Source organism: Thermoanaerobacter sp. RKWS2, from assembly GCF_026240795.1.
Classification (GTDB): Bacteria; Bacillota; Thermoanaerobacteria; order Thermoanaerobacterales; family Thermoanaerobacteraceae; genus Thermoanaerobacter; species Thermoanaerobacter ethanolicus.
On the sequence record NZ_CP110888.1, the window covers coordinates 847,075 to 864,302 of the forward strand.

The 17,228-nt window shown below is 35.2% G+C and carries 12 protein-coding genes, 2 pseudogenes and 1 riboswitch; all 14 genes and pseudogenes read left to right on the top strand.

What is annotated here, in order from left to right:
• The first annotated feature begins 2 nt into the window (after window positions 1-2).
• The 14 genes and pseudogenes from OEI98_RS04215 (at window position 3) to OEI98_RS04285 (ending at window position 17,227) form a co-directional block, all read left to right on the top strand.
• Entirely contained in the window at window positions 3-1,154 is a 1,152-nt protein-coding gene (locus OEI98_RS04215; protein WP_266039794.1) for a TIGR02678 family protein, read from the top strand.
• Window positions 1,147-5,310, top strand: a pseudogene (locus OEI98_RS04220) (TIGR02680 family protein). The gene OEI98_RS04215 and the pseudogene OEI98_RS04220 overlap by 8 nt, the downstream one beginning before the upstream one ends.
• A gap of 54 nt (window positions 5,311-5,364) precedes the next feature.
• Entirely contained in the window at window positions 5,365-6,597 is a 1,233-nt protein-coding gene (locus OEI98_RS04225) for a TIGR02679 family protein (RefSeq protein ID WP_266040567.1), read from the top strand.
• Window positions 6,598-6,638: 41 nt separating this feature from the next.
• On the top strand, window positions 6,639-7,079 hold the full coding sequence (gene mntA, locus OEI98_RS04230; protein ID WP_266039796.1) for a type VII toxin-antitoxin system MntA family adenylyltransferase antitoxin: 441 nt from the start codon (window positions 6,639-6,641) through the stop codon (window positions 7,077-7,079).
• On the top strand, window positions 7,072-7,512 hold the full coding sequence (gene hepT, locus OEI98_RS04235; protein WP_416237348.1) for a type VII toxin-antitoxin system HepT family RNase toxin: 441 nt from the start codon (window positions 7,072-7,074) through the stop codon (window positions 7,510-7,512). The genes mntA and hepT overlap by 8 nt, the downstream gene beginning before the upstream one ends.
• A 20-nt stretch (window positions 7,513-7,532) precedes the next feature.
• Window positions 7,533-9,161, top strand: a complete 1,629-nt coding sequence (locus tag OEI98_RS04240; RefSeq protein WP_266039800.1) for an MBL fold metallo-hydrolase RNA specificity domain-containing protein — start codon at window positions 7,533-7,535, stop codon at window positions 9,159-9,161.
• A 122-nt stretch (window positions 9,162-9,283) separates the two neighbouring features.
• Window positions 9,284-10,162 carry a pyridoxal 5'-phosphate synthase lyase subunit PdxS gene (gene pdxS, locus OEI98_RS04245; protein ID WP_004397232.1) on the top strand — a complete coding sequence of 293 codons (879 nt, stop codon included), beginning with the start codon at window positions 9,284-9,286 and terminating at the stop codon, window positions 10,160-10,162.
• Window position 10,163: 1 nt separating this feature from the next.
• A complete protein-coding gene (gene pdxT / locus OEI98_RS04250) occupies window positions 10,164-10,727 on the top strand; it encodes a pyridoxal 5'-phosphate synthase glutaminase subunit PdxT (protein ID WP_266039803.1) in 564 nt (187 codons plus the stop codon).
• Window positions 10,728-10,850: 123 nt separating this feature from the next.
• Window positions 10,851-11,029: riboswitch (Lysine riboswitch) on the top strand.
• 115 nt (window positions 11,030-11,144) lie between these two features.
• The gene (locus OEI98_RS04255) at window positions 11,145-11,531 is read left to right on the top strand and encodes a hotdog domain-containing protein (protein WP_003871036.1); all 387 of its coding nucleotides are present in this window, start codon (window positions 11,145-11,147) and stop codon (window positions 11,529-11,531) included.
• Between the two features lie 17 nt (window positions 11,532-11,548).
• Window positions 11,549-12,385, top strand: coding sequence for a 3-keto-5-aminohexanoate cleavage protein (locus tag OEI98_RS04260; protein WP_266039804.1), 837 nt, complete (start codon window positions 11,549-11,551; stop codon window positions 12,383-12,385).
• Window positions 12,386-12,413: 28 nt separating this feature from the next.
• Window positions 12,414-13,454 carry a hypothetical protein gene (locus tag OEI98_RS04265; RefSeq protein WP_006570167.1) on the top strand — a complete coding sequence of 347 codons (1,041 nt, stop codon included), beginning with the start codon at window positions 12,414-12,416 and terminating at the stop codon, window positions 13,452-13,454.
• A gap of 16 nt (window positions 13,455-13,470) precedes the next feature.
• A pseudogene (ablA, locus tag OEI98_RS15270) lies at window positions 13,471-14,741 on the top strand (lysine 2,3-aminomutase).
• Window positions 14,734-15,756, top strand: coding sequence for a hypothetical protein (locus OEI98_RS04280; protein ID WP_266039807.1), 1,023 nt, complete (start codon window positions 14,734-14,736; stop codon window positions 15,754-15,756). The pseudogene ablA and the gene OEI98_RS04280 overlap by 8 nt, the downstream one beginning before the upstream one ends.
• A complete protein-coding gene (locus OEI98_RS04285; RefSeq protein WP_004397220.1) occupies window positions 15,746-17,227 on the top strand; it encodes a MutS-related protein in 1,482 nt (493 codons plus the stop codon). The genes OEI98_RS04280 and OEI98_RS04285 overlap by 11 nt, the downstream gene beginning before the upstream one ends.
• The last annotated feature ends 1 nt before the right edge of the window (window position 17,228 follow it).

The following is a 17,228-nucleotide window of genomic DNA, read 5'->3' on the forward strand; positions in this document are numbered from 1 at the left end:
AAATGGAAGAACTTCAGATGCTTCTTGAAAATTTTTGGATACTGAGAGAGGATAGAGAAAATTTCAACAAAATAAGAGATGCTGAGAATAAAATAAAACCTTTTGTTGAAGAGAAGTTAGGATATAGATTGATTATAAACCCATATATTATTAAGTTAGAAAAAGTGCCGTCAGATGTTGAAGAGTGGATGGGGATAGATGCATTTCAAATGCCTATGGATTATGCATTTTTGTGTTTGCTCTTAGCTTTTTTGGAGGATAAAGGACCGGAAGACCAGTTTGTGCTGTCTAATATAACGGAATACATAGAGGCGCAGTATGAGGGACCTGATAAAGTAGATTGGACGCTTTTTCAGCACAGAAAGTCACTTGTGCGGGTGCTCAATTTTGCTGTAGATATTGGCATAATTAAAATAGATGATGGTGACCACGAGAGATTTTCAGAAAGTGAAGATACTGAGGTTCTTTACGAAAACACAGGTATTTCAAGGTATTTTTTGAGGTCTTTTAACAGAGAAATTACTGAAGACATGAAGATTGAGGATTTTTTGCAGGAGGATTTAAATCTTTCAAACCCCAAAGATGCGGTTATACAGAGAAGACACAGGGTGTACCGAAAACTTATTCTTTCACCTGCTGTGTATAGTGAAGGACCTGATGACCAAGACTTCATGTATATAAAAAATTACAGAAACACCATAGCGAAAGATTTAGAGGAGTATCTTGATGCAAAACTTCACCTCCACAAAACTTCTGCTTTTGTTCTCTTTAATGACAACAAATATTTAAAGTCCTATTTTCCCGACAAAAACAAAAACATATCTGATATAATGCTGCAGGTAAATAAAGTTATAAGACAAATGATTGAAGATGGAAAACTCGCCTATAATCCTGATGATACTATAGATATAACTGAAGCAGAATTTATAAATATTATTTTGAAAGTAAAGGAAAGATTTAGTGATGGTTGGTATAAATCTTACAGGGAGATGAGTGAAAAGCAGCTTATAGAAGAGGTCATTGAAAACATGGAAAGCTTTAAGATGATAAAAAGAGTTGAGGAATTGCATTCTATTAAAATATTGCCTATGGCGGCAAAGTTAATTGGGGAATATCCTCCAGATTTTGAAAAAGGAGAAGATGCAGATGAGTGAAAAATTAGCCGAAAGATGGATGATTAACAGGATTGGGCTTCTTAATTTTTGGTATTATGATGATGAAATATTTGAGTTTGCAGACGGAAGGCTTCTTTTAAGAGGTGCTAATGGTTCTGGAAAGTCAGTGACAATGCAGAGTTTCATACCTTTAGTATTAGATGGCAACAAAAGTCCTGAAAGACTTGATCCCTTTGGCTCAAAGGCGAGGAAGCTTGAGGACTATCTTCTTGGGGAAGAAGAGGTAAGTGGGCTTGATGAAAGAACTGGCTATCTTTTCATGGAATTTAAAAAAGAAAAAAGACAGCTACATTACAATAGGCATTGGACTAAAGGCGAAAAGGCATCAAAATATGGACTTTTGGGGCTTTGTAATACTTGACGGCAGGCGTATAGGTATCGACTTCTTTTTATACAAAATGGAAATAGGCGATGACGGCAAAAGAGTAAAAGTCCCACTTACCAAAAAGGAACTTAAAAATAGAATAGGTGAAGGCGGAGAAGTAGTTGAAAGCCAAAAAGAGTACATGGAAATGGTCAATAAATACATTTTTGGCTTTAGTTCTATTGAGGAATACGACGAGCTCATAAAACTGCTGATACAGCTTAGAAGTCCAAAGCTTTCCAAAGACTTCAGGCCTACTGTGATATATGAAATTATGAAGGCTTCACTGCCTTCACTCACAGATGATGATTTGAGGCCTCTTTCAGAAACCATAGAAAACATGGACCAGATTAAGATGCACCTTGATGTTCTTTACAGGAATATGGCTGCAGTAAAAAAGCTTAAAAACGAGTACGACAACTACAACAAATACATTCTTTATGAAAAGGCTGGGGATTTAGTAAAGGCATACAGCGATTTATACGCATCAAAAAAAGAATACGATAATTTAACTAAAGATATTGAAAATTACAGAAGTACAATAGCAAACTTAGGAAATGACATCATTTCTCTTGAAAGTGAAAGAGAAGCCTTAAAGAAAAAGGAAGAACAGCTTTCAAGTGGTGATGCTAAAAGAACCCAAAAAGAATTATTAGAAGAAGAGGATCGATATAAGCAGTATTTGGAGGATAAGTCTAAAAAAGAAGAAGAACTCCGTAATAAACAAGATAAATATTATGGTTTAGAAAGAAAGATAAAAAACATTGAGGAACAAAAATACAAACTGGAGAAAGAACTACAGGATAGATTAGAGGATATATCTTCAATTGCACAGGATATAGATTTCATGGAACATGAGTTTTCTGTAAGTGAACTTAAAAAAGTGTATGGAAAAGAATTTGATTTTACTTATTGGAAAAATGAATTAAAAAAGCATAAAGATAAAATAAAGCGTGCAATGAGTGCATTGAGAGAAGAAATAGAAGCAAATAAAAGGTATGATGCCGCACTTAAAGAACAGGAAAGGCTTAAAAAAGAAAGAGAAGACAAGGCTAAAAAGCTTAATGAGGCAGAAAGGCTTTTTGACGAACAAAAAAGAGAATATGTTGAAAGAGTTTATAGTTGGTCACAGGGCAATGCAGAGCTTAAGCTTTTAAGTAGCCAATTGGAAGGCTTAAGCCGTGTCATACTGGCGTATGGAGAGGATAAAGGATTTGACGATATTTTGGCTTTTGTGAGAAAACCCTATGAGGAAATACTAAATGGAATTCAGCAAGAAATTTTAAGATTAGAAAATCAAAGAGAGGTAAAAGAAAATCAGCTTCATGAGAAAGAAAAGTTATTGGAGGAATGGAAAAACAAAAAAGACCCTGAGCCTGAAAGAGATGAACAAGTCATAAACAACAGAAAAAGGCTTAAAGAAGCTGGAATTCCTTACATTCCTCTTTACATGGCGATTGATTTTAAAGAGGATGTGGATGAAGAGACAAGAGGAAATATAGAAGCTGCGATAGAAGACATGGGGCTTTTGGACGCTCTTATCGTGCCAAAAGAATATTTTGAAAAAGCTCTTCAAATGGACAGCAATATGGCGGATAAATATGTTATGCCTGGAAGCTTTAATATGATGTTAAATGTATCTCAGTATTTTAGAGTAGTTGACAATGAAGAAGGAGTCTCACCAGAAGATATTTCAGATGCTTTAAGCAATATATTTGTATCAGAAGAAGGCGGGACAACTTATATCGATTCAAATGGCGCATATGGAATAGGAGTAATAAAAGGGAAAGCACGGGATAAAGTTAAATCAAAGTACATCGGAAGTGAGTCTAGAAAGCGCTACAGAGAAGAACTTATTAAATCTATACAAGAAGAAATACAGGCTATAAAAGCTGAAATATCTGCAATCGATGAGGAAATAAATGCAAAAAAATTAAGGATACAGAGGCTGGATTACGAATATTCGGCATTTCCCGGGAAAGAAGATATTGAAGAAGCATATAGATATTTAAAAACGGCAAAGGCTGATTACGAATACACCTCTCATAAACTGGATGAACAGCTTTTCACAGTTAAAAACTGTTTTGAGGACCTTCAGAAAAAGAAAGCTGTTGTAAGAGAATTGACATCTGGCATAAACATACATCCAGATATTGATACCTATTCTTCTGCCTATGAATATGCGGAAGAATACGCTTCAGGGCTTAATGAAGTAGAAATACTATACAATAAATATGTTTTGCAAATTTCAAACGAAGAAATGTTATTGCAGCAAAAACAAGATTTAGAATACGATATTGATAACTTAAAGTACGAAATAGACGTACTGGAAAACAAAATACAGAGTTCTGATAAGAAAATTGAGATGCTAAAAGAGACATTAAAAGAACTTGGACTTGAAGAAATTGAAAAAGAACTGGAGATTTGCCTAAAAAGGCTGGAGGAAATACCTAAAGAGATTACAAATAAATCAGCCGAAAAAGCAAAACTTGAGGAGAGGCTACAGAGAAGCTTAAAAGACCTTTTAAACATTGAAGAAGAGATTAATCTTAAAGAGAAAATTTACAATATTGTTGAAGAGGGTTTAAAAAAGGAATTAGCACTTGGTTTTGTCAAGCAAGACGTTGAAATGGAGGATATGTTAAAATTAAGCAAAAGCATTCTTTCTGAATACAAAGGCTTTTTTGACAAAGCGGGCTTTGACAGAGAAAAGTTTACAGAGAGACTTCAAAATGTGTATTTTGAAACTCGCAACGAACTTTTGGAATATGGACTTTCAATTGGCAATATCTTTGATGAAGCTTATGAGGGAGACAATGAAAGAATAAAAGAGGCAAAGAATAAGCAGAGAAGGCTCAATATTACGGCAAATATAAATGGTAAAATTGTGTCTTTATATACGCTTTATTCTAATATTGAAGAAGATATAATGGCGAATGAAAGCCTTTTAAGAGAGACTGATAAGATTCTTTTTGAAGAGATTATAATGCACAATGTGGGAATTAAGATAAGAGCAAAGATTTTTAAAGCAGAAGAATGGGTAAAGAAAATGAATAAACTCATGTCTGAAAGGGATACTTCCAGCGGACTTAAATTCTCTATTGAGTGGAGAAGCATTCCTGCTTCTAATGAAGAAGAACTTGACACAAAAGAGCTTGTGGATATTTTAAAATCTGATGCTGATATGCTGAAAAAGGAAGTCTTCGATAAAGTTGTAAATCATTTTAGGTCAAAAGTAGAAAGAGCCAGGAGGGCAATGGAGGAAAAAACAATACAGAAACTTTTCACAAGATTATGAAAGAAATATTAGATTACAGGGATTGGTTTGAGTTTAAGCTTTACTACAGAAAAGAAGGGGAAAGCCGCAAGGAGCTTACTGATAATGCCTTTAATAAGCTAAGCGGCGGAGAAAAAGCGATGGCCATGTATATACCTTTGTTTTCCGCGGTTTATTCAAGATATGAGGGAGCATCGCCGACTGCACCTCGCATAATATCTCTAGATGAAGCATTTGCAGGAGTTGATGACACAAACATAAGGGATATGTTTAAACTGATTGAAGATCTGAGGTTTAATTATATAATGAATTCGCAGGTTTTGTGGGGAGATTATGACACTGTTCCCAAGCTTTCAATTTATGAACTTGTAAGGCCAAAAAATGCAAAGGCTGTATTGGTCATGAAGTATTTGTGGGATGGAAAAGTAAAGCACCTTATACTTCCTGAGAAAGAGGAGGTTGCTGCTCTTGAGGTGGGTGCTATAAATGAATAAAGAAGAACTTAAATATTTTAAAGAAAAAAGGGATACAAGAGGATTTTTGAAGGTATACGGGAAAAGTACAGAAGTTTAGGACGGCTTGGAGGCGTTGTAAAGCTTGATAATCTTACGGAAGATGAAAAAGAAGTACTTACAAACCATTTTAAAAAAGACTATAGGACAAAAAAATCTGCATCCATTGATGTAGCAAAGTTTGAAGAGTCGCTAAAAAATACGCGATTTGAGGAGTATACGCTAAAAGACATACTGGAATACTATTTTGGCGAAAAACTCACCAGCAAAAAAGAGGATATGGAAATATTGGCAAAAGAAAGAGAAGAGTTCTTTAAAGAGCTCTTCTCTAAATACCAGGAATGTAAGTGCATTGATTGGCTAAAAAGTTTGTATGAAGGAACCGCTGTAGGGGTAAGGGCAGTAAATCAGAGGTATTTAAATGATAAGGACGGATTAAAAAAAGATATAATGTACGTATGCGATGCCATAAACAATTTGCCTGTTTATAAAGGAGAAAAGAAAAGACTGCCGGTGTTTTCTTCCCAGATTGCACGTAATCCTCACTATTTTGATTCAAATACAGAAGCTGGAAGTATGTTTATAAACGCTTTATGCACTTTAATGGGGCTTAATGAAGTAAAAGGAAGTGAAGAAATATCAGAACTTTATTACAACGTTGGCATTTTGATAGATGAAATATCCAATTATGTTACACTCTCAGGACTTTTGGCATATGAGGGCGATACGGAAAATCAAGTATTTAAGGCTGCTTATGAAAGCAATCAAGTCTTGCAAGTTCCTCTTTTAAATTTGAGCAAAATTGAGAGAGTCATAAGCCCTTCTAAGAAAGTGTATGTTGTAGAGAATCCTTCAGTTTTTACATCTTTAATAGATGCCACAAGCAAAGTATTTCCTCTTGTATGCACATATGGCCAGCCAAAACTTTCTTCTCTCCTGCTTTTAGATATGCTTTATAAAGAAGGGACAGAGATATATTACTCAGGAGATTTTGATCCAGAGGGTTTGACAATAGCAGATAGATTATACAAAAGGTATAGAGACAAGTTTCATTTTTTAAGGTACGATGTAGAAGATTATTTAAAATCTCTTTCAAATGAAGTCATAAATAATGTAAGGCTTAGTAAGCTAAATAAGATTGAATCACCTTTACTATTTGATGTGGTAAAAGAGATGAAAATAATAAAAAAAGCAGGGTATCAGGAACTTATAATAGATGATATTATAAATGATATAAAATTGATTGAAGATGGTAAGGGGGAGTGGTAAAATTAAGGTAATGAGTATGCCTTCTTAAAGAGGTGTCTTTAGTGGTTCAGAGAGATTTAAAAGAAGTGGAAGAAATATTTAAGAGAAATTTGCAATATTTAAAGGGTAAATATGATATAAAGTTGATATATGTTTTTGGCTCATATAGTAAAGGCACTAATGCAAAAAATAGTGATCTTGATATTGCTGTACTTTTAGGGAATGGATATGATCCTATGGACAAACTTGCTTTAATTGGCGATTTGGTTTCAATATTTAAACGAGATGATATAGATTTGGTAATATTAAATTCTGCAAATCCAGTGCTTAAGCATCAAGTAATAAAGCACGGCAAACTTATTTTTGAAGAAAATGAAGATGTAAAGGTGGAATTTGAGGTTAAAACTCTAAGAGAATATATGGACATGGAATATTTTAGAAAAGTGCAGATGGATGTTATTAAAGAATGGGTAAAAAGTGTTGTAGGTGATAATAGTGACTAAAAGTATAATAGAAACAATAAATTCTAAAATAAAAGAGTTACAAAAAAATTTAATATTGTTAAAAAAAGTATCGCAAGAAGTAAATAAAGAAAATATAAAAGAGGATATGCTCAAATATTGGGGAATAGAAAGAGGAATTCAAATATCTATAGAATGTGTTATTGATATAGCCAATATAATTATTTCTTCTCTTGGTTTGGAAAAACCCGATACCTATAGAGAAACGGTTTTATTATTAGGTAAATCAAACATTTTACCAGAAAATTTTGCCAAAAATATTTCTAATATGATTTCTTTTAGAAATATACTTGTACATGATTACATGAAAATTGATGAGAAGGTGATTGTTGACATATTAAAGAACCATTTGGATGATTTTGTTAAATATATATATTATATAAATAAATGGATCGAAGAAAATTATTATTCCTAAATATGAAAGGAGACGTTATTGTGAAAATAAGTTTTTTGGGAGCTGCTAAAGAAGTTACAGGCTCATGCTATTTAGTTGAGACAGAAAAGACTAAGTTTCTTGTTGACTGCGGAATGTTTCAAGGGGGAGAAGTTGAAGACGAGCTAAACTATCAAGAATTTATTTTTGATGTAAATGATATCGATTTTGTGCTTTTAACTCATGCTCACATAGACCACAGCGGAAGAATTCCTCTTTTGTACAAGAGGGGATACAGAAAAAGGATTTACGCTACAAAAGCTACCGTGGATTTATGCAGGTATATGCTTCCAGACAGTGGGCATATACAAGAGATGGAAAGTGAATGGAAAAACAGAAAAAGGAAAAGGGCAGATAAGCCTTTAAGGGAACCTCTTTATACTGCTGATGAGGCGAAAGATTCTTTAAGCATTTTCTATGGAATAGATTATGGAGAAATAATTGAACCAGCGCAAGATGTAAAAGTGCGGTTTAATGATGCAGGACATATGCTTGGTTCATCTATAATCGAAGTTTGGGTAAATGAAAAAGGTAAAGAAACTAAAATTGTATTTTCAGGGGATTTGGGGAATAAAAAAATTCCTCTTTTAAAAGAAGTTACACCGATTAAGAGTGCGGATTATGTTTTGTGTGAGTCCACATATGGCAATAGGCTTCATGAAGATATTGGAGATAGGGCAAAAAAACTCATGGAGATTATCATAAAAACCGTAAAGAGAGGCGGAAATGTCATAATACCTTCTTTTGCTGTCGGAAGGACTCAAGAACTTTTATATGAATTACATAAAAACAGAGAATTGTACAAAGACGAAATAGAGTTTTTAAACAACGTACCTGTTTATGTAGATAGTCCACTTGCAACTTCTATAACAGATGTTTTTACTAAACATCATGAATATTTGGACAGTGAAGCTCAAGAATACATTAAAAGAGGAGATTTACCCCTCGACTTTCCTAATTTGCACTTTACCCACAGTGTAGAAGAATCAAAAGCACTAAATGAAATTAAAACACCTGTCATAATCATATCAGCCAGTGGGATGTGTGAAGCTGGGCGAATTAAACACCATTTAAAACACAATTTGTGGAGGCCAGAATGCACGGTTTTGTTTGTGGGGTATCAGGCAAAAGGGACCTTAGGACGTAAACTTTTGGAAGGAGAAAAAAATGTCAAAATATTTGGTGAGGATATCAGCGTAAAAGCTGAAATAGAATATATTGAAAGTTTTTCTGGGCATGCAGACCAAAAGGGTATATTAGATTGGCTTTCTCAATTTACGGATAAGCCAAGGAAAATATTCATTGTACACGGGGAAAATGAAGCACAGGAAGAACTAGCTGATAAGATTGAAAATCAACTTGGCATAGAGACTTTGATACCCTCGCGATATGATACATATAATTTTGAAGAAGATAAACTTTTCACTGCAGAAGTTGAAGATAAAGTTAAGCTGAGTGTTGAACTTACTAACAAGGTCGAAGAAATGAAATTAAGAAGTGACAAAGCATTGAATAAACTTCAAGAGTTAATATACAGTAAAGATATAACAAAAGATTTAAGTCCTATTGTAAGTGAATTAAACAATATAAATGAAAGTTTAATGAAATTGTATAGAGAACTTTTAGATTAGAATGCGTTATGCATTCTTTTTTTGTATCTATAATGTTCCGATTGACTTGTTATTATTTAATAGATACAATTGATATTAAGATACATACAAATACCGATACAATTGTAAGGAGGAGTAGAACAATGAATGAAAGGTATGAACTAAATAAAAATTTAGCCCAAATGCTAAAAGGTGGTGTCATCATGGATGTGACAACACCAGAACAGGCAATTATTGCGGAAAAAGCAGGTGCTGTTGCTGTCATGGCACTTGAAAGGGTTCCAGCTGATATTAGGGCAAGAGGCGGAGTTGCAAGAATGTCAGACCCTAAAATAATAAAGGAGATAAAGGCAGCAGTATCAATCCCTGTTATGGCAAAAGTTAGAATTGGGCATTTTGTGGAAGCACAGATTTTAGAGGCACTCGGGATAGATTTTATTGATGAAAGCGAAGTTTTAACCCCTGCAGATGAGATGTACCATATAAACAAATGGGATTTTAAAGTGCCGTTTGTATGCGGTGCGAGAAACCTCGGAGAGGCTTTAAGGCGCATAGGAGAAGGAGCTTCAATGATAAGGACAAAAGGAGAGGCAGGGACTGGAAATGTAGTAGAGGCTGTAAGGCATATGAGGACGATAAATGCCGAAATAAAAAGGCTTACAACTTTAAGGGAAGACGAACTTATGGCTGCTGCAAAAGAACTTCAGGCGCCCTATGACCTTGTAAAATATGTTGCACAACACGGAAGACTTCCAGTTGTGAATTTCGCAGCGGGAGGTATTGCCACACCGGCAGACGCGGCACTTATGATGCAACTGGGTGCAGATGGAATTTTTGTGGGTTCAGGAATATTTAAATCGCAAAACCCTGAGAAAATGGCAGCTGCTATAGTAAAAGCCACAACATATTTTGATAGGCCGGAAATAATTGCGGAAGTTTCAGAAGGGCTAGGAGAAGCGATGGCCAGCATAGATATAAGGCAACTGGAAGAAAAAGATTTATATGCAACAAGGGGATGGTAATTTGCGCGTAGGAGTTTTGGGAGTTCAAGGCTCTGTTAAGGAACATATGGATAAATTAAAGCTTATAAAAGGAATTGAAGCGGTAGAGGCAAAGGACAGGGACACTATCTTAACTCTCGATGCCCTCATTATTCCAGGTGGCGAAAGCACTGCAATAGGAAAAATACTTGTAGATTTTGGGCTTAAAGATGCCATTTTAAAGTTAAACGAGAGGAAAGTTCCTATATGGGGCACTTGTGCAGGCATGATACTTATGGCTAAACATATAGTTAATGATGAGAGGATACACCTTGGAATAATGGATATTACTGTTAGACGAAATGCTTACGGAAGTCAGATTGACAGTTTCAAGACGCGGCTTATGATACCAGCGGTATCTGAAGATGAGATAGAAGCGGTGTTTATAAGAGCGCCGTATATAGAGAGTGTAGGGGATGGTGTTAGGATACTTGCAAAATATGAAGGTAAAATTGTTGCGGCACAGCAGGACAATTTACTTGCTACAGCATTTCATCCAGAACTTACAGATGATTTGAGCTTTTACAAATACTTTTTAGGGCTTTAACTTGTTAAAGCCCTTTTTTACAAAAATTTTTGATATTGTATTGTCAAAAATTTTTTGGGTGTGATATAATATATTGTAGATGATAAGCTTTACATTAATTTTGAAAACTTAATAGCTTTTAATAGCATAAATAGAGGAGCGGGCAAGCAGGTACCCACAAGGTGTTAAGGAGAAGAACCTCCAATACTTGTGGCGAAGGTTTGTCTGCCGAAAGGGTATACTTGTTCTTAAGTATATCCTTGGGGGTGAGAACAAAACTCATCACTGTCATGGGTGAGGGCCCATGGAGCGCTATTTATGCAGTGAAAAGATTTTCATTGCATAAATAGCGCTTTTCTTTGCCAAAAAGGCTATTTAGGCACTGAAAATCTTTCAGTGCTTTTATTTTTACAAAGAAAAAGTAAAGGGGGGATTGGTTTGAAGGCAATAATAAGAGTGCGGATGAGTATGCACGATGCCCACTATGGTGGAAATCTTGTTGATGGGGCAAGAATTTTAAACCTTTTTGGGGATGTTGCAACAGAACTTTTGATACGGCATGATGGAGATGAAGGACTTTTTAGAGCCTATGACAATGTTGAATTTCTCGCACCAGTGTATGCAGGAGATTTTATAGAAGCTACAGGTGAAATAGTAGAAGTGGGCAATACTTCGAGGAAAATGGTGTTTGAAGCCAAAAAGGTGATAGCAGCAAGGCCTGACATTAGCGATTCGGCGGCAGAAGTTTTAGATAAACCAATCGTTGTATGTAGAGCCAGCGGTACATGCGTAGTTCCAAAGGATAAGCAAAGGTATAAGAAATAAAGATGGGGGGATAGGCAGTGGAAAAATTGATAATAACTGCTGCCATATGTGGAGCAGAAGTCACAAAAAAACACAATCCAAATGTACCATATACAGTAGAAGAAATTGCAAGAGAAGCGGAATCAGCGTACAACGCAGGGGCAAGCATTATTCATTTGCACGTCCGTTATGATGATGGAACACCTACACAAGACAAAGAGAGATTTAGAGAGTGTATCGAAGCCATAAAGGCGAGATGTCCAGATGTGATAATTCAGCCCTCAACTGGTGGAGCTGTTGGTATGACCAGTGAAGAAAGGCTTCAACCTATTTATTTACAGCCAGAAATGGCATCTTTAGATTGTGGTACTTTAAATTTTGGTGGAGATGAAATATTTGCAAATACTGAAAATATGATAATTGAGTTTGCACTTAAAATGAATGAGTTGTCAATAAAGCCTGAACTTGAGGTATTTGACAAAGGTATGATTGATACAGCAATAAGGCTTCACAAAAAAGGATACATAAAAGCGCCGATGCATTTCAATTTTGTGATGGGAGTAAACGGTGGAATATCGGGCGAAATGAGAGACTTCCTGTTTTTAAAAGAAAGTATTCCAGAAGGCAGCACTTTTACTGCAACTGGGATAGGAAGATATGAATTTCCAGTTGCCACAATGGCTATACTGACTGGTGGGCATGTAAGAGTTGGTTTTGAAGATAACGTGTACATTTCTAAAGGAGTCATTGCTAAATCCAATGGAGAATTAGTAGAAAAAGTTGTAAGGATTGCAAGAGAATTAGGAAAGGAAATTGCAACCCCTGATGAGGCAAGAAAGATATTGGGATTAGGGGTAAAATACATGGAGGTTTAATTTTAAAGGAAGGTAGGAGGAGTTATATATGATGGGATGTAAATATGGAACACATCGCGTAATTGAACCAAAAGGGGTTTTGCCACAAGCGGCATACAAGATTTCCAACGATATGGATACAATTTATGATAATGAAATTTTAATAGATGTGATGGCGTTGAATATAGATTCTGCAAGTTTTACACAGCTTAAAGAAGAAGCTGGCGGAGATGTGGAAAAAATCAAGGCAAAAATTTTTCAAATTGTAAATGAAAGGGGAAAAATGCAAAACCCCGTTACAGGCTCTGGGGGAATGCTTATAGGCCGTGTTGAAAAAATAGGAGATGCACTACTCGGCAAGAGGGACTTAAAAATAGGGGATAAGATAGCGACATTAGTTTCTCTTACACTTACTCCTCTTAGAATAGATGAGATTTTATCCGTCAAACTCGATATAGACAGAGTTGAAATAAAGGGCAAAGCTATACTTTTTGAAAGCGGAATTTATGCTAAACTTCCTGATGACATGGAAGAAACATTAGCTTTGGCTGCTTTAGATGTAGCAGGAGCGCCTGCTCAAACTGCAAAACTTGTAAAACCAGGTCAGAGTGTTTTAGTGCTTGGAGCTAATGGGAAGTCAGGAATGCTTTGCTGTTATGAGGCTAAAAAAAGAGTAGGACCGACTGGCAAAGTTATAGGAGTTGTGAGAAGAGAAGAAGCAAAGAAAAAATTAGAGGAATTAGACATTTGCCATAAGATTATAATCGCTGATGCGCAAAAACCAGTGGAGGTTCTAAATAAAACTCTAGAAGCAAACGGAGGGAAAGAAGTAGATATTGCTATAAACTGTGTAAATATCCCAAACACAGAGATGTCCACTATTTTGCCTGTAAGAGATGAAGGAATTGCCTATTTCTTCTCAATGGCGACAAATTTCACAAAAGCAGCTTTAGGTGCAGAAGGTGTAGGAAAAGATATCACGATGATAATAGGAAATGGCTATACAAAAGATCATGCAGAAATCACTCTGCAAGAATTGAGAGAGAATGAAAAGCTGAGGAAAGTTTTTGAAGAAATGTATGCTAAGTGAGGCAGAGGTAAATTAAATGGGGGGATTTTTAAAAATGAGAGTTAATAGGAGATATGAGCTTTTCGGCCATGTGTCGGACGAAGAGTGGAACGATTGGAAGTGGCAAATTAGAAACCGAATAGAGACAGTGGAAGAACTTAAAAAATATTTGCCTTTGACACAAGAGGAAGAAGAAGCGATTTCTAAGACTTTGCAGACTTTGAGAATGGCTATAACGCCATATTACCTTTCTTTAATAGATCCAAACGATCCAAATGACCCTATAAGAAAGAGAGCGGTTCCTACTATAAATGAACTTTACAGGGCTTCCGAAGATTTGGTAGATCCACTTAGTGAAGATGTAGATTCACCAGTGCCGGGGCTTACTCACAGATATCCTGATAGGGTGCTGCTTCTTATAACAGACCAATGCTCTATGTATTGCAGACATTGCACGAGGAGAAGATTTGCAGGACAAACTGATGCGCCACTTCCAATGGATAAAATAGAGAGGGCCATCGAGTACATTGCTAAAACTCCGCAAATACGAGATGTACTTATTTCGGGGGAGATCCACTTACTCTTTCAGATGATAGGTTAGAGAGGATTATAAAAAGGCTAAGAGAGATACCTCATGTAGAGATAATAAGAATAGGTTCCTCAACTCCTGTTGTGCTTCCACAAAGAATAACGCCCGAACTTGTTAATATGCTCAAAAAATATCATCCAATATGGTTAAATACTCATTTTAATCATCCTCACGAAATAACAGAGGATTCTAGGAGGGCCTGCGAAATGCTGGCAGATGCGGGAATTCCTCTTGGAAACCAGACGGTTCTTCTAAGGGGAGTAAATGATTGCGTACATGTCATGAAAAAACTTGTTCATGAATTGGTGAAAATAAGGGTAAGGCCCTATTATATTTACCAATGTGATTTGTCATTAGGGCTTTCCCACTTTAGGACTCCTGTTTCAAAGGGAATTGAAATTATTGAGGCTTTGAGAGGTCATACATCAGGATTTTGCGTTCCTACCTTTGTGGTAGATGCACCAGGCGGAGGAGGGAAAATTCCAGTAGGCCCCAATTATGTAATATCTCAAAGCCATGACAAAGTAGTTCTTAGAAATTATGAAGGAGTTATCACCACATATATAGAGCCACAAAATTATATGCCAGGTCCTTGTGTATGCGATGAGGAAAGACCAGAAGAAATAACTGGTGTTGCGGGTCTTCTCCAGCAAGACAAAATTGCTACAATAGAGCCTCAAGAATTAGAAAGGAAAAAGAGAAGGAGATTAGATGAGTAAAATACTTGAATTGCTGAAGGACTATCGTACTATTTCTATAATAGGTATGGCGAAAAATGTAGGGAAAACCACTGTGCTAAATTATATTTTGAGTAAGGCCAGGGGTAAATATACCCTTGGTCTTACCTCAATAGGAAGAGATGGAGAAGAGTATGACCAAGTAGCTTTTTTCCCCAAACCTCGAATTTACATAGCTAAAGGTAGCTATATAGCGACAGCGAAAGAGGCTTTGCTAAACAGCGATATTACTAAAGAAATAGTTGCAACTACAGGATTTGATACTCCAATGGGAGAAATAGTAATTGCTAAAGCATTAAGCGATGGTTATGTAGATTTAGCAGGACCATCTATAAATAGTGAAATGGCAAAAGTATGTAACCTTCTTTTGAAATTGGGTTGTGATAAAGCTATTATAGATGGAGCCTTAAGTAGAAAAACTCAGGCTTCTCCTTCTGTATCTGAAGCTACAATACTGGCTACAGGAGCAGCTTTGTCCTATGATATGGAGGAGACGATTAGAAAAACAGCTTTTACTGTGAAACTTTTGTCTATAGAGGCAGAAAAAGATAAAGAAATTTTAAAATTGGCGCAAAATATTTTAGATAACTCTCGTTTGGGTTTTATATACAAAGACAAGCGTTATAAAACGATAGAACTACCTACAGCTATAGATTCTTCTAAAGAGATTGTTGTAAATTTAGAAGGGGCCACTCATGTAATTATAAAGGGAGTGGTCTCTGATAAATTAATTGAAGATGTGATGAGAGGTACAGATAAGTATAAAGGAGTAGTGTTTCTTGCAGAAGACTCTACAAAGCTTTTTTTACAAGAAGAAACATTTTTAAAGTTTCAAAAGGGTGGTGGCATTTTAAAAGTACTAAAACCAGCAAATTTAGTTTGCGTTACTATAAATCCTGTCTCCTCTTTAAATTATCAGTATGACAAAAAGGAGTTTTTAGAGAGATTAAAAAAAGAAATCTCTATCCCTGTATTTGATGTAATGGGTGGTGATTAATATTAAATTTTTGACAGAAAAAGAAAGAGAGCAAATAGGCTTTAACTATATAATGGCTAAATTGCAGGTTATAACTCCTTATGGGAAAGAAGAGATGAAAAATGTAAAACCTTTTAAAAGAGAGGAAAAAGAAAAAGTTATAAAAGAGTATGACTATATTGAATTAATGAGAGGGAGTTTAGAAAAGGACAAAGAGTTGTTTTATAAAATTTTAAAAATACTTTTTAAGATAAAAGATATAAGAAATAGTGTAAAAAAGTGTAAAACTGGCGAAATTTTAGATGAAGTGGAGCTATACGAAATAAAAATATTTTGCCTTTTGAGTGAAGAACTGCGCACTTTTATAGAAAGATTAAAGATTGACATAGAAGATATAAAGCTAAAATCAGTAAAACCTATTTTAGATTTACTTGACCCTCAAAAAAAGAGGATTGCTACTTTTCACATTTATGATGAATATTCACAAAGGCTTAAAGAAATAAGAGAGAAAAAAAGGGAAATTGAAAGACAAATATTTTTAGAGACAGAAAAAGAAAAAATCGAAAAGTTAAAGGAAAAAAGATTAGAGATAGTGGTTTTAGAGCAACATGAAGAGTTAGAAGTTAAAAAGAGGATTTCTAAAGAGTTGTTTAGCTACATCAGTATATTAGAAGCTAATATAAAAGCTATAGGTCGTTTTGATTTTTTGATGGCAAAAACTAAATTGTCAATGGAATATGGAGGAATAAAACCCAAGATAAATGAAGACTTAGAGATTAACTTTACGAATGTAATAAATCCTCAGGTTTCAGACATTTTAAAGGCTCAAGGCAAAAAATTTACTCCAATAAGTTTAAAGATAAAAAATGGAACTACTGTTATAACAGGTGCCAACATGGGAGGAAAAACTGTAGCATTAAAAACTATCACTCTTAATCTTTTATTAGGCATAATGGGGTTTTTTGTATTTGCTGAGGAAGCTTCCTTTCCTATTGTAGATTTTATACATTTTGTTTCTGAGGATTTACAGTCTGTATCAAGAGGATTAAGTAGTTTTGGAGCGGAAGTTATTAAATTAAAAGAAATAATAGAGGATGTAAAAAAAGGGAGTGGGTTTATTGCATTGGATGAGATAGCGAGGGGAACAAATCCAGAAGAGGGATTGTACATTGTAAAAGCTATTTCAAAGTATTTGAATAGTTTTCCTTCTATAACCGTATTAGCCACCCATTATGACGGTGTGGTAGAGGAAAATATGATTCATTATCAAGTAGTGGGGCTGAAAAATGTTGACTTTGAAATGCTAAAACAAAAAATTAGCATGAATAGAAGCAATTCGATAGAAATTCTTCAAGAATATATGGATTACAATTTGGAAAGGGTAGATTCTTTCTATGAAGTTCCAAAAGATGCTTTGAACATTTGTAGAATATTGGGCTTAGAAGAAGAAGTTATAGAACTTGCAGAAAAGTACTATGAGAAGGAGGAGTGAT